Source organism: Photobacterium aquimaris (assembly GCF_002954455.1).
GTDB lineage: Bacteria > Pseudomonadota > Gammaproteobacteria > Enterobacterales > Vibrionaceae > Photobacterium > Photobacterium aquimaris.
The window spans coordinates 588,475-602,963 of record NZ_MSCC01000002.1 but is presented as its reverse complement, the minus strand read 5'-3'; the positions used below and the strand labels follow the sequence as shown (position 1 = coordinate 602,963).

The following is a 14,489-nucleotide window of genomic DNA, read 5'->3' as shown; positions in this document are numbered from 1 at the left end:
GTATGAGTAGTAAAAATCCGCCGTTAGATAATGACCTCTGGCTAGCTGCTATATTGTGGCTATGCCAGCATTACAGCATTCGCTGTCATCGTCTAAAAGTCACCTCAGGTTTACCCTTAATAGAGGGTAAACTTGACGATTCTCTGTTTGAACGTGCAGCTAACCAAGCTCAGTTGGACGTTGGCTTACACCCGAAAAAAAAGCTAATCACAGCAAGCTTACCAGCCGTTGGCATTACAAATGCTGGCGAGCCAATCATTATTAGTGAATACGTTGATGGTCTATTTAAAACCGTCCAGTTTAAAACTAATGATGATCATGCCCCAACTCCCGTTGTATCTCTACAATCAAGCGATGAGCTAACACATCTGCTCAACGGGGATGTTTGGCAAGTTTCGCCGATCCAAGTTGCTGATCCCCGCGTGGATGATATTAAACCTAAGCCGAAAAAACATTGGGTACGTTCGGCGATTTCAGAGGTAAAACCTTGGTATCGTGATCTGCTTATTGCCTCTATTTTTATCAACCTACTCGCTCTTGTCGTGCCGTTATTTACCATGAACGTCTACGATCGCGTGGTACCCAACCAAGCCTTTAATACTTTATGGGTGTTGGCGGCTGGGGTATCAATTGCGTTGATATTTGATTGGTTATTACGCGAAGCACGAAGCGCTATCACCGATATGGCTGGGCATCATATTGATACCAAACTGTCAGCAATTTTAATGCAAAAAGTATTGGGGATGAAACTTGAACATCGCCCCCAATCAGCCGCTGCATTTGCGCGTCAAATTCAAGATTTTGACAGTGTGCGAGAGTTTTTCACGTCAGTCACTCTAGTTACCTTGGTGGATTTACCTTTCACCTTGTTCTTCCTTGCATTAATTGGTTGGCTTGGCGGACCTATGATGTTTGTTCCTATCGCTATTATGGCGGTGCTATTGCTCCTAAGTACCATCATGAAAGGAAAAATTGGTCAAACATTGGATGAATCAGCTCGCTTATCGACCCAGAAACAAACCCAATTATTAGATAGTTTATATAATCTGTCTGATATCAAACAAAACAATGCTGAAGGCATCATCCAGCGCCGTTGGGAGCAAACCGCCTCAGCACTCTCTGATTGGCATATCAAATCACGAAAATACACCAATGTTGTTTCTCATTCGGTAATGAGTAGTCAGCAAATCGTAACCATTGGATTAATTATCATTGGTGTTTACCGTATTTCAGAAGGCTTGCTCAGCATGGGTGGCTTGATTGCTATTGTGATGCTGAGCGGTCGTGCCGCAAGTTCAATCAACCAGTTATCGATGTTAATGCTGCGCTATCAGCAAAGCCGCTCTGCTATTACAGGGCTTGATCAAGTGATGGCATTACCGCAGGAAAGTAATGAGCATCAGGTGATGGATCGCGGCGAGTTTAACGGTAATGTTCAGTTAGATGATGCGAACTTTGCCTATCCTGAGCAGCAATTCAATGCTCTCAGTAATATTAAATTCGCGATCCGCCAAGGTGAGCGTGTTGGTATTATTGGCGCAGCAGGCTCAGGTAAATCTACTCTGTTAGCCCTACTTTCTTACCAATATCGTCCAAGTTCAGGACAATTGTATTTTGAAGGTATTGATGCCCAGTTATGGCCACCCGCCGCCCTTCGTAACAACATCGGTTGGGTTGGACAGCAGCCAGCTCTTATTTACGGCACTATTTATGAAAATATTCTATTTGGCTGTGATGAAGTTGATGAAAAGCGCCTAAGTCATGCCATAACCACCTCGAGCTTAAATAGCTTTATGGATCGCCTTACCAACGGATTAGAAACCCAAGTCGGTGAAAACGGTCGTAATTTATCAGGCGGTCAACGCCAAGCTGTCGCACTGGCTCGCGCGCTGTATCGCTCACCTAGCCTATTGCTAATGGATGAGCCAACTAGCGCTTTAGATCAACAAGCAGAAGAGCGTTTTCGTCAAGCCCTACATAAATTACCGCGTGATATCACCATGGTAATTAGCTCTCACCGCCAGTCTATTTTGGCACAATGTGATCGCATTATTGTGCTAGAGCGTGGGCAAATAGTGGCTGATGGTGATGCAAAAACCATTCTTGCTAAACAAAAACCACAACGTCCAGTTAGCCGTGTTCGATCCGTCAGTATTGTTCAAGGAGGTGGTAATGAGCAGTAATTTAAAATGGGCAAATCAAAAGCACGCCTATCGCTCTCGTAAAATCGTCTGGCTTTGTTCGCTATTAGTTATCTCTATTATCACTTGGGCTGCCTATTCCAAATTGGAAGAAGTGGTTGTGGGTGATGGCAAAGTTGTGCCGACCCTCGCCATTCAAAAAATTCAGAGTTTAGAAGGCGGTATTATTGAACAAGTCTTAGTGAAAGCAGGCGAACAGGTAAAAAAAGGTCAGCCTTTAATTATTTTAGATGACACCCGTTTCCGTACCGCTTTCCAAGAATCTGATGAACATTACCGTACGTTACAAGCGCAGATAAAACGCCTGAAAGCCGAATTAGACACCGTAAAAGTCAATACCAAGGAAAAGGATTGGAAAAAACAAATCACCATTAACCATCAAGCTATCGCTTTTGATGATTTAAGTAAGCGTGCTCAGCTTAATGCTAAAGCCAATTACAACGAACGTATTGGACAAATTGAGTCACAACTTGAAGAAGCACAGCTTACGATTGAACAGCAAACTGAAGCGTTACGTGATGCGAAAAGTAATACATCCACACTTTATAGCAGTCTTCGTTTAGTCAATAAAGAAGCCAAAATGCTCGAAGGGGCGGTAAAACGAGGCGCTGTTGCGGAAGTAGAATTGATCCAAACACGTCGCGATCAGGTGAAATTACGCGGCGAAATTGCCAGTTCAAAAGTTGCACAACAAAAAACTTCAGCAGCATTACGTGAAGCTATTGTGATACGCCGCAATCTTGCGTTGGAATTTAGAACCTCAGTCCAAGCACAACTCAATGAATTGACCAATCAGTTTGCCCAATTAGAAGATAGTCAAGAAGGATTAGCCGATCAGTTAAAACGAACTGAAATCACCGCCCCAATGGATGGCACTATTAAAGATATTTTAGTGCGCTCATTAGGCGGTGTTGTAAAACCCGGTGAACCTATCATGGAGTTAGTGCCCAATGACAGCAAGTTAATCGTTGAAGCGCGAATTTCGCCGCAAGATATTGCTTTTGTACAAACAGGATTAGAAGCCACCATTAAATTTACTGCCTATGATTTTGTGGTTTACGGTGGACGCAAAGGCACAGTCACTTATGTCAGTGCTGATGCCCTACAAACAGAAGACGGTACCGCCTATTACCGCGCTCATATTCAGCTCCATGATGATCCTGAAACACGTTTGCAAGCCATTCCCGGCATGCAAGCGATGGTGGATATCTTAACGGGAGAAAAAACTGTTTTAAGTTATTGGTTAAAGCCGTTATTACGCGCTAAAACCAGTGCATTAAGAGAACCTTAATATACTCAATTGACTCATTGATACATATATCAGCCAGTTTGTTATTCAAACGGCAAACATAATAAGAAGATAAAGGAAAAGGAATGCGTTTATCATCATTAATAGCAGCTGCGCTATTTTCATCAACAGCTGCGCATGCGCTCTCTTTAGAAGAGTCTGTTGCCTCAGCCATTGATTACAGCCCACAAATTGCGGGGCAATATGCTCGTTTTCAATCAGTATTGCGTGAAGTCGATGGCGCACAAGCTAATTACTTACCACAGGTAAATTTATACGCTGCAGCCGGTTATGAAGAAACCCTTTACAACAGTGGCAATAAAATCCCCAAAGACGATCGTGGTATGAACCGTACTGAAATCGGTTTAAAAGCATCACAGCTTATCTTTGATGGCTTTAAAACCTCAGCCAATACCGATCGTCTAACCTATGAAGCAGAATCTGAACGTTTAACCTTATTGTCTGATGCCGAAGGTATCTCGTTAGATACCACACGCTTGTATCTTGAAGTACTGAAAGCAAAAACTATTTATGAGTTAACCCAACGCAACGTCCGTGAACATGAAGCGATTTATCAAGATATTCTCGATAAGAATTCAAAAGGATTAAGCAGTAACTCTGACTTAGCCCAAATTTTAGCACGTGTTGCGACAGCAAAATCATCACTGATTGCAGCTGAAAATAACCTCTACGATCTCGATGCCAAGTTTATACGTTTAGTTGGTAAACCTGCCACTAACTTGATTGATCCTGTGGTCGATAGCGCCCTACTACCAAGTAGTAAAACAATTGCTATTAAACAAGGTATAAACCAGCATCCAGAAATACAAGCCGCTATTGCTGATATTCAAGCTGCACGTGAAGAAATTCGCCGAGAAAAAGGTAATTATTTCCCTGAATTTAAGCTAGAAGTTCACGCTAATGCTAACGATAACGTGGGGAATACACTTGGCCCAGATCAAGATGCCCGTGTGATGTTGACTATGAATTACGACATATATAACGGCGGTAAAACCAATGCAGATACAGAAGCTTCAGCTTGGCGTCATGAAGAAGCTCGCACTATCCGTTTACGTGCTGAACGTGAAGTGGTTGAAGGGACGACCCTTGCGTGGAATGCCTACAACATGCTGGATCAACAAAAGAAACTGTTGAAACAAAACGTTGATGCAGCAAAAGCTGCTGAAATGGGTTACGAAGAGCAATTTCGTTTAGGCCGTCGTAGTTTACTTGACGTACTGGATGCCAAAGTCGAAGTATTTCTTGCTCGCAAGAACTACATCAATACGGAATATGATCACACCCTAGCAGCTTACCGCATTCTTAATGCTATGGGTAAATTGACCTATGCATTACGTGTTGAATACCCAGAACAATGGCAAGCGAAGGAGCAATAATCATGACTAAATCACTACTTTCTCTCATTTTATTGCCTTTGCTTTTAAGTGGCTGTGCAGACATGCCTGATACCCAAGTTACTCGCCATCAGATTGATGATCTTCGCGATCATGATAAAGATGGCGTGATCAACCAACGTGATATGTGTGCAGATACCCCTGTAGGCACAAATGTTGATATTACCGGCTGTGCTCCTTGGGAAATGAAGCCAAAATACGACATTCAGACCGTTTACTTTAACTTTGATGACGACCATATTCGCTTAGATCAAAATGAAACCTACACTCAACTTTTTGATTTATTAAAACAAAAGCCACAGGCAAAAGTGATCCTTGTAGGTGATACTAGCCCTGAAGGTACAAACGAATACAACAAAGCATTAGCGCAACGTCGAACAAGCGTGATTAAAGATGCATTGATTGAAAATGGTATTGCACCTGAGCGCATTTCAGAGCAAGAGTTTACGCAGGTGACCGAATTAACCAAGCACCTAAAGAAACGTGAGCGACGCACCATTGCTGTTATAACCAGCAACCAAATGGAGCCTGTAAAAAAATGGACTATTTACAGCTCAGAGCAATCAGCACAACATGCATCAACAGCACAGTGAGGGAATACTCGTGAATAAATCAACTTTAACTTACATGTTACCACTGGCGCTGTTTGCTTCTTCTGCTTATGCCGATAGCAGTAAAACCATTGCGGTTGAAAATGAACTCAATACCGTCATCAATAAACTAATTTCAACAGCAACGTTAAACAATCAATTGCTGACAGAGCAAAGCAATGATGTTCAAAAATTGATGATTGAAGACAGCGTAAAAATTGGTATTAGCTCTCGTCGTTGGTTAGATAGCGAAGTCGCTGTTTTTAAAGATAAATACGGTTATAAACCAACCGAGCTATACTTTACATCCGATGCTATCGCCATTTTGGTCAATGAAGATAATCCAATTAAGTCTATTTCAATCAATGCGCTGGCTGATATTTTTGGCTGTCAATCATCATTAAAATCAATTCAATGGCAGACTGTAAGCCCTGTACTTGCCAACAATACTGAACTAACACAAGTACACGCTTATTCAGTCAATGGGGATTTATCAGCACACCGTAATTTCACCAAGATGATCACCTGCTACGATGGCCAAAAAACGGCAACTAAATCGTTAAACAGCCGTGAAGACTTAATCGATACTATTGAATCAAAAGAAAATGCTATTGGTTACACCGTATATCAAAGCCAAGATAAAGATATTAAACGTATTGATATTATTGATAAAAATGGTGAGAGTTTTGGATTAGATCATGAAACAATTTTATCAGGCCGCTACCCGCTTGCTAACGTCTATTACATGTACCTTAATTTAGAGCCAACAAAGAGCTCTCTATCACCGCAGCAAACGGCTTTTGTTAATTACGTAATGACACCAGAAGCACAGCAGACACTCACGGATAACGGCTTTATAGATTTACCTGCCGCAGCAATTGAGCGTAATAAAGTAGTATTAAAACAACAACAGCCAGAAATTCAAGGAGGATATAAATAACCCCATTGGGCTATTTTCTTTTAATCATTAACTCAAAAATATAAAATGCAAAGGGGCATAAAGTTAAACTTTTCGCCCCTTTTCATTGTGTAATAAAAGTTTGTCTCACCCTATTGGCATCAGTGATTTACAGTACTTCAGATACAAAAAAGCCGCTGATCAATCAGCGGCTTTTCAATGTGTGGCGGAGAGATAGGGATTTGAACCCTAGATACGCTATAAACGTATGCCGGTTTTCAAGACCGGTGCTTTCAACCACTCAGCCATCTCTCCATAGCAAAAATAATACCACCACAACATACAACTGTAAACCCAAAAGGAATTAACTGCTTATTTTTAAAGCACTTTAGTGGTTATTTTACTCAGAAATACAATTAGACAACAAAGGTGACATATTAGAGAACAATAAACATACTCATTGCTATGCTGTAGCAAGAATCTTTATTTTCGTTATATCAGTAATGATCCGTTATAATCTAAACAGTTAACCTATTAGATTGAAAAACACATGGCAAACAAATCAGATTTTACGGACGAAGAATACCAAGCTTTTGCTCAATTAATGGATGCTTATAATCGAACTTTTGCAATTTCACTCACCACCCTCATTTTATCTATTTTAGGTTTTATCATTGCTGAAATTCAAATCGGTTATACCATTACGAATAATATTCGCTTAATTTTTGGATTCTTAGTAGCCTTACCATTATTAGTTACTGTTATTGGCTCTAAACGCGATTTCAATAACCTTTCATTTAGCATGCCTAAAACAATTTTATATTCAGTACTCAACGCTGTAAGTCTGATCACTATTATTGGTTTGGTTGTTAGCATTAACTAACAATAACGCTCAACATTTAATCAAATTAAAAATCCCACCATTTATCCTCATAATGAACCATCAAACCATTGGCGGTTCATTTATAAATATCAATAATAACCTTTTGATAATAATGAAATAATCATTAACATGCATTTTAAATGCATCTTTTGAGTTGACGCAGCGCCCCCTGAGGAATAACATGCATTAAAAATACAACTTATGCGATTAAGGAATTTTAAAATGGCTATTCATGTTAAGAATAATATTACTTGGGTTGGGCAGCGTGATTGGGAAGTTCGTGATTTTCATGGCACAGAATATAAAACAACCCGTGGGACTAGCTATAACAGTTATTTAATTCGTGAAGGTAAAAATGTATTGATCGATACTGTTGATCATAAATTTACTTTGGCTTTTCTTCAAAATTTAGAACAGGAAATTAATCTTAACGACATTGATTACATCGTTATTAATCATGCCGAAGAAGATCACGCAGGTGCATTAACTGAATTGATGAGTCGTATTCCTAATACACCTATCTATTGTACAGAAAATGCAATTGATTCAATTGTCGGTCACCACCACCATCCGGAATGGAACTTCAACACCGTAAAAACAGGTGACACGCTTGATATTGGTAATGGTAAAGCATTAGTGTTTGTTGAAACGCCAATGTTGCACTGGCCTGATAGCATGATGACATACATGACTGAAGATGCCGTCCTGTTTAGCAATGATGCTTTTGGTCAACATTACTGTGATGAACGTCTATTTAATGATGAAGTCGACCAAAACGAACTGCTCGATCAATGTCTGCGTTATTACTCAAATATTTTGACGCCATTTAGCCCCTTAGTAACCAATAAAATTCATGAAGTTTTAGGCTTCAATTTACCCGTTGATATGGTCGCTACATCACATGGTGTTATTTGGCGCGATAACCCTACTCAGATTATTGAAAAATACCTTGAGTGGGCTAATCAGTATCAAGAAAACCGCATCACGATTTTCTATGATTCTATGTCTAATAATACTCGTATGATGGCAGATGCTATTGCACAAGGGATCACTGAAGTTGACGATGAAGTTATTGTTCGTATATTTAATGTTGCTCGTCACGATAAGAATGAAATCCTAGCCAATATGTTTCGCTCAAAAGGAATACTAGTTGGTTCATCAACTATGAATAATGTCATGATGCCTAAAGTCGCGGGTTTACTTGAGGAAATTACTGGCTTACGTTTTAAAAATAAGAAAGCTGGTGCATTTGGTAGCTATGGCTGGAATGGTGGTGCTGTCGATCGTATTCACGCTCGTTTAACTGATGCTGGTTTTTTCACTACCGTTGGTCTTAAAACGAAATGGCGTCCAGACGGAAAAGCATTGCAACAATGTCGTGAACACGGTAAAAAAATAGCCAAAGAATGGGCTCAAACTGAACGCCCATATGATCATTACACACCTTTCACAACCCAAATAACATCAACGCCAACAGTTGCAACAACAATACAAGTTGCGACTGATGCACCAGAAATAGTCGAACCAACATCCGTTGTTGAACAAGAACCTACTATAAATACCGAATGTTGCATACAAGCAACCGCAAGCCAAAAAATGTTATGTACTGTGTGTCAGTGGATCTACGATCCAGCATTAGGTGAACCTAACCAAGATGTTGATCCAGGTACATTATGGCAAGATGTTCCTGATAGTTTTCTCTGCCCTGAATGTGGTATCGGTAAAGAAGTATTTGAACCTATAAACTAAATAAGGTTAGTCCATATAATGTCCAATCCAATTATTGTCATTGGCAGTGGCTTTGCTGCTTACCAGTGGGTAAAATCATTTAGAAAGCTCGACCCAAATACTGCAATAACTTTAGTAACCGCAGATCAAGGTGCTGACTATTCAAAGCCTGAGCTAAGCCATGTGTTTAGTCGAGATCAACAACCAACAGATCTTATTAAACAAACCGCTGTTGAATTTGCTACAGAACATAATATTGAATTACTCACTAATACTGTCGTTGATGAGATCAATACCGACCATCAATGGATTCGTTTTAATCAGCAGCAATGGCATTATTGTTCATTGATTATTGCAACGGGTGCCAAATCTTTTGTCCCTAAATTTGAAGGGAATGGTTTAGATAAAATCATTACATTAAATAGCCTTGATGAGTTAACACGTAACCACTCAAAAATTACTACAGCAAAACATATTACTATTTTAGGTGCGGGGTTAATTGGCACTGAAATAGCCATAGATTTAGCTACAATAGGCAAGAAAATTACCTTATGCGATAAAGCCGCTGCCATGATGCCGACGTTACTGCCTGAGTTTATTGCCGCCGAGTTACATCATATACTGCATCAAAAAAATATAGTTCTACAACTAAATACCATTATCACCGCAATAAATGCTGATGATAAACAAATAACGATCTCGCAATTAAATAACAAAACGATACATACTGATGTTGTCATTGCCGCAATGGGATTAACACCACAAATTCGTTTAGCTCAACAAGCAGGAATCAAGACTAACCTGGGTATTATCGTTAATAATATACTGCAAACATCAGCACCTAACGTCTATGCCATTGGAGATTGTGCTGAAATAAACGGCAAAATAAGTGCTTTTATTCAACCGATTATGTTATCAGCGATAGCACTGGCCAAGACGTTGGCTGGAACGCCGACACCATTATCATTACCACCCATGTTAATCAAAGCCAAAACACCTTGGTTACCGTTAAGTTTAGCGGGAATAACCACTATGGAAGATATTCATTGGCAAATAGAGCGAGACAATGACGGTTGTGTTGCTAAAGCGCGCACTGATGATCAAACCTTAATCGGCTTTATTGCTACGCATAATAAGCAAAAACACGCCTTCGCATTATTAAGACAATTGTCACCAACGCTATAATTCATTCAAATATTAGCGCTATTTTCAGGTCCACTATTATTGTGGACCTATTGTTTATCTCATCATGGTATTACAGCGTCTATCTTTAATAAATCAGTACCCGTTTTTATTAAGGTGTCATTATTCGTATGAATCCACTCCAGTCAACTGATGCTCAATTTAAGCGTGCACAAGCTAGCGACAGTAGTGCACTTTGTGAATGTATTTATGAAAGTTCACATGAATTAATGGACTTTATGTTCACTTCTCGTAGTGAAGCCATTCCAGCACTATCCAAACAAGTATTACAGCCTCGAGGACTATTTAGTTATCGCTTTGGGTATGTTTATTATCATGATAACCAAATTAAAGGCGCTGTCGTCGGTTATACTAAGCAACATATGCAGCAGCAAGAGCTTATTGGTGCAATCCAATTATTAATCAATACTCCTTTAAAACTAAAATGGCATTTCTTAACCACAGTGCGTAAAGCGTTAAATAATTATGTGCCCTTACCTGCTGAAGATGCATTTTATATTAATAATATTGCTGTCTTTGATGAATATAGAGGCCAAGGTATTGGTGCTGATATTCTTGATAATTTATGTGTTTGGTTACAAAATCAAAATATTTCTAGTATTGAACTCGATGTTACTCAGTGTAATAAAGGCGCAATTAATTTTTATCAACGCTATGGCTTTCATATTGTATCTCAATCAGGTTCAGATGAATTAGAACAACAATATCAACTGCCGATATTACTAAGAATGCGTTATTTTATTCCAACGAGTAACTTAGCTAAATCCTCACCTCACTACACTAATATCATTAAAGAAGTCTCACGGCTTTACCCTATTGCTGTCGATGATATTTACGTTCCCGGCACTGTCGAACAGTTACAAGATATGCTAAAAAACACTCAAAAGCCGATTTCTATTGGTGGCGGACGCTATAGTATGGGAGGACAAATTGCCCATAGTGGTTCGTTGCATATCGATATGCGTGGCTTAAACCGTATTCTTGATCTTAATGTCGAACAACAAACAATTACCGTACAAGCAGGTACGCGATGGCGAGATATTCAAGCATGTATTCAGCACCATGGACTCGCGATAAAAATCATGCAAACTTATGCTAATTTCACTATTGGCGGATCATTAAGTGTAAATTGTCATGGGCGTTATGTCAGTTTAGGACCTTTAATTTTATCAATAAATTCTATTGTGTTAATACTTCATAATGGCAAGCGTATCAATGCCTCCCCCGCCACAAACAGTGAGCTCTTTTATGCGGCAATTGGTGGTTATGGAGCAGTCGGGATCATAGCAGAAGCAGAATTATCATTAACGACTGATTGTCATATTGAACGTTTACATAAAAAAATGCCGTTAAGTAATTATCCCGCTTTTTTTAAACATCAAATCAGTAATAATACCGATGCTATTTTCCACAATGCCGACATGCTCCCGCCTCGATTTGATAAAATTCATGCAGTTACGTGGTCACAAACAACCAAGCCCATTAATGTATCCCCTCATAAGGAACGAAAGCTGTATTTACTAGAGAAATACATGTTATGGACAATTACAGAGTCACCATGGGGCCACTGGCGTCGTGAATATATCTATGAACCATTGATGTATTGGAATAAAAAAATAACAACTCGTAACGAGGAAGCTAATTATAATGTTGCTGAGCTTGAACCGGTTTCACGAAATCAAAATACCTATGTTCTGCAAGAGTATTTTATTCCAGTTGATCGTATTGATGACTTTACGCCAATAATGACCGAAATTCTTAATCGTTATCATGTTAAAGCGGTTAACGTTTCCATTAGACATTCTCATGCAGATCCTGGCTCACTGCTAGCTTGGGCACGTGAAGAAGTATTTGCTTTTGTATTATATTACAAGCAACAAGCCAGCGATGCTGAACAACAAAAAGTTGCTATTTGGACACGAGAACTGATTGAAGCTGCGATTAATGCTGGCGGTTGTTATTACCTTCCTTATCAACCCCACGCTCGTTATGACCAATTTCATCGCGCTTACCCTAATGCACCGACTTTATTTGCCTTAAAAGACAAATGGGATCCACACTATCGGTTTCGCCATTGCTTATGGGAGAAGTATTATCGTCAAACAGATGATATCGCTATTTTCTCACGAGCTGACTGTGGCCAATCTGCATTTCGACAAGTATTTAGTACTATTAATGGTAGAGACGATTTCTATCTTTTTCTACAAAATATTTATCACCTCTACCCTGAGCATTTATTCCATGCGCTTATTAGCCAATGTTGCCAACGGTTTACTACAGATCAAGACATTTACCATGAAATTCAATACGGGCTTAGCGAAATAAAACCCAAATTGGCGGATATTACCTACGCTCTTCCCGCATTAGCAAAACAAAAAAAGAAATGGCACGTCAAACTTCAACCATTTTAGCCACAACTGAAACCCTGAAGGGGTATTTAGAGATTGGTTCCACTGGCCGTTATGTCAAAACACTACAAAAACAGCTGTCTATTACTGGGCCAATTTTTTTATGTAATGATATTGTGCCCGATAACTCGCCTGCAGAGATTGCAGAGCGCGGTAGTATTAAACGCGTAGGTCACTTTTTTGATCTCGCCAATTATGAACCATTACCTGCCGAGACAATTGCTGACGCATCACTTGATTTAGTCAGTTGCTATATTGGATTACATCACTGTCCACCCCATAAATTAGACGCTTTTATTGCATCAATTGCTCGCGTATTAAAGCCTGGAGGACGGTTTATTTTACGTGACCATAACGCAGAAAATATACCTATGCAGACATTTTGTGCTTTAGTCCATACCGTGTTTAATGCCGGTTTAGGTGTTAGTTGGAATGAAAACAAAGCCGAATTGCGTAACTTTCAAGGACTAGATTATTGGATAACAGCATTAGCTAAACATAATCTAATCAATAGTCAGCAATACTTACTTCAACAACATGACCCCTCACTCAACACCTTGATGCGATTTGATAAAAAGATTTAAAACAAACAATTAAGACAAAAAACCACGATGATAGACGAGTATTTATTTACCGTCTTTTATCCTTAATCACACTCAATTTAATACTCATGAAATAAAAGTTAATAAAAACGTCAATAAGTATGACACATACCCATAGCAATACTGTGGCTTTAGACGCAACGGTATTAATAGGCATGTTTGCAAGACGATTATTCTTAAAAAGTACAGTGGCAACAATGGTCGCTACCTATTTGACTGGCTGTAATTCAAGTAGCAGCAACAGTAATGACGATAAAGACAATACGCATCAAAATTGGAAATTAGTCATTTTACCTGATACTCAAAAATACTCTGAAAATAGCCCTGAACGTTACTTATCTCAAACTCAATGGACATACTTGGCGCCTCCGCAAATACCCCTTACTCAGTTTTATGTGGCAATCACGATTTAGCTGAGGGTGACAAATATGATGGTTGAAGCTAGCACCCTACTCTCGCGATCTCAAAACTCGAAAACTCAAATCCTAGCTTCACCAAACTCCAGACGTAAAAAAGCCCGCAATTGCTTGCGGGCTTTTCTATTTGGCTCCCTCTACTGGACTTGAACCAGTGACATACGGATTAACAGTCCGCCGTTCTACCAACTGAACTAAGAGGGAATTATAATGGTGGTGGGAGAAGGATTCGAACCTTCGAAGGCAGTGCCGGCAGATTTACAATCTGCTCCCTTTGGCCACTCGGGAATCCCACCGAAATTTAATGGTGCCGACTACCGGAGTCGAACTGGTGACCTACTGATTACAAGTCAGTTGCTCTACCTACTGAGCTAAGTCGGCACACTAATTTCTTTTTTATTGCCAAGCCTAAACTCAACAATTAAATTTGGCGGAGAGATAGGGATTTGAACCCTAGATACGCTATAAACGTATGCCGGTTTTCAAGACCGGTGCTTTCAACCACTCAGCCATCTCTCCAATGGCGCGAATAATATAGGCCTAACCTTCATCTGTAAAGTAATAATATTAAAAAGATTTTCAAGTGATCACCAATTAATCAAAAACCATTTATATTATTCAATTTGCTGTTTTATAAAACAACTATTAACCAAACTCCAGACGTAAAAAAGCCAGCAATTACTTGCGGGCTTTTCTATTTGGCTTCACTCTACTGGACTTGAACCAGTGACATGTGAATTAACAGGCCGCTAATCTTCCCAATAAAGAGTACCAACTGAACTAAGAGGGAATTATATGATGATTGAAGCTAGCACCCTACTCTCGCGATCTCGAAACTCGAAAACTCAAATCCTAGC

Annotated in this window: 11 protein-coding genes and 5 tRNA genes; 11 read left to right on the top strand and 5 right to left on the bottom strand. The window is 39.5% G+C overall.

What is annotated here, in order from left to right:
- Positions 1 to 2 precede the first annotated feature (2 nt).
- From BTN98_RS13430 to BTN98_RS13410, 5 genes are all read left to right on the top strand, one after another.
- Positions 3 to 2,183 carry a type I secretion system permease/ATPase gene (locus BTN98_RS13430; RefSeq protein WP_061000624.1) on the top strand — a complete coding sequence of 727 codons (2,181 nt, stop codon included), beginning with the start codon at positions 3 to 5 and terminating at the stop codon, positions 2,181 to 2,183.
- The gene (locus tag BTN98_RS13425; protein ID WP_061000626.1) at positions 2,173 to 3,492 is read left to right on the top strand and encodes an HlyD family type I secretion periplasmic adaptor subunit; all 1,320 of its coding nucleotides are present in this window, start codon (positions 2,173 to 2,175) and stop codon (positions 3,490 to 3,492) included. Before BTN98_RS13430 ends, BTN98_RS13425 begins: the two co-directional genes overlap by 11 nt.
- 83 nt (positions 3,493 to 3,575) lie before the next feature.
- Positions 3,576 to 4,886, top strand: a complete 1,311-nt coding sequence (locus BTN98_RS13420; RefSeq protein ID WP_061000628.1) for a TolC family outer membrane protein — start codon at positions 3,576 to 3,578, stop codon at positions 4,884 to 4,886.
- 2 nt (positions 4,887 to 4,888) lie between these two features.
- Entirely contained in the window at positions 4,889 to 5,497 is a 609-nt protein-coding gene (locus tag BTN98_RS13415) for an OmpA family protein (RefSeq protein WP_061000630.1), read from the top strand.
- 10 nt (positions 5,498 to 5,507) lie between these two features.
- The gene (locus tag BTN98_RS13410; protein ID WP_061000633.1) at positions 5,508 to 6,434 is read left to right on the top strand and encodes a PstS family phosphate ABC transporter substrate-binding protein; all 927 of its coding nucleotides are present in this window, start codon (positions 5,508 to 5,510) and stop codon (positions 6,432 to 6,434) included.
- Positions 6,435 to 6,616: 182 nt separating this feature from the next.
- On the opposite strand, the gene BTN98_RS13405 is transcribed toward BTN98_RS13410, so the two are convergent.
- A tRNA-Ser gene (locus BTN98_RS13405) sits at positions 6,617 to 6,707 on the bottom strand.
- A 235-nt stretch (positions 6,708 to 6,942) separates the two neighbouring features.
- Between BTN98_RS13405 and BTN98_RS13400 the strand changes: the two genes are divergently transcribed.
- From BTN98_RS13400 to BTN98_RS13380, 6 genes are all read left to right on the top strand, one after another.
- A complete protein-coding gene (locus tag BTN98_RS13400; protein ID WP_061000635.1) occupies positions 6,943 to 7,275 on the top strand; it encodes a hypothetical protein in 333 nt (110 codons plus the stop codon).
- A 222-nt stretch (positions 7,276 to 7,497) separates the two neighbouring features.
- Positions 7,498 to 9,024, top strand: a complete 1,527-nt coding sequence (norV, locus tag BTN98_RS13395) for an anaerobic nitric oxide reductase flavorubredoxin (protein WP_061000637.1) — start codon at positions 7,498 to 7,500, stop codon at positions 9,022 to 9,024.
- Between the two features lie 18 nt (positions 9,025 to 9,042).
- Positions 9,043 to 10,188 (top strand): NADH:flavorubredoxin reductase NorW, encoded by a 1,146-nt coding sequence (gene norW / locus BTN98_RS13390; protein WP_061000639.1) that lies wholly within the window; start codon positions 9,043 to 9,045, stop codon positions 10,186 to 10,188.
- A gap of 128 nt (positions 10,189 to 10,316) precedes the next feature.
- A complete protein-coding gene (locus BTN98_RS13385) occupies positions 10,317 to 12,617 on the top strand; it encodes a GNAT family N-acetyltransferase (RefSeq protein ID WP_240616125.1) in 2,301 nt (766 codons plus the stop codon).
- On the top strand, positions 12,590 to 13,198 hold the full coding sequence (locus BTN98_RS20665; RefSeq protein WP_240616124.1) for a class I SAM-dependent methyltransferase: 609 nt from the start codon (positions 12,590 to 12,592) through the stop codon (positions 13,196 to 13,198). The genes BTN98_RS13385 and BTN98_RS20665 overlap by 28 nt, the downstream gene beginning before the upstream one ends.
- Before the next feature lie 119 nt (positions 13,199 to 13,317).
- Entirely contained in the window at positions 13,318 to 13,629 is a 312-nt protein-coding gene (locus tag BTN98_RS13380; RefSeq protein WP_061000643.1) for a hypothetical protein, read from the top strand.
- A 131-nt stretch (positions 13,630 to 13,760) separates the two neighbouring features.
- Here BTN98_RS13380 and BTN98_RS13375 read toward each other — a convergent pair.
- The 4 genes from BTN98_RS13375 to BTN98_RS13360 all read right to left on the bottom strand — a co-directional run bounded on the left by BTN98_RS13375 (position 13,761) and on the right by BTN98_RS13360 (position 14,151).
- Positions 13,761 to 13,836: transfer RNA gene (locus BTN98_RS13375), tRNA-Asn, on the bottom strand.
- Positions 13,837 to 13,843: 7 nt separating this feature from the next.
- A tRNA-Tyr gene (locus tag BTN98_RS13370) sits at positions 13,844 to 13,928 on the bottom strand.
- A gap of 9 nt (positions 13,929 to 13,937) precedes the next feature.
- Positions 13,938 to 14,013, bottom strand: a tRNA-Thr gene (locus BTN98_RS13365).
- A gap of 47 nt (positions 14,014 to 14,060) precedes the next feature.
- Positions 14,061 to 14,151: transfer RNA gene (locus BTN98_RS13360), tRNA-Ser, on the bottom strand.
- Positions 14,152 to 14,489: the final 338 nt, after the last annotated feature.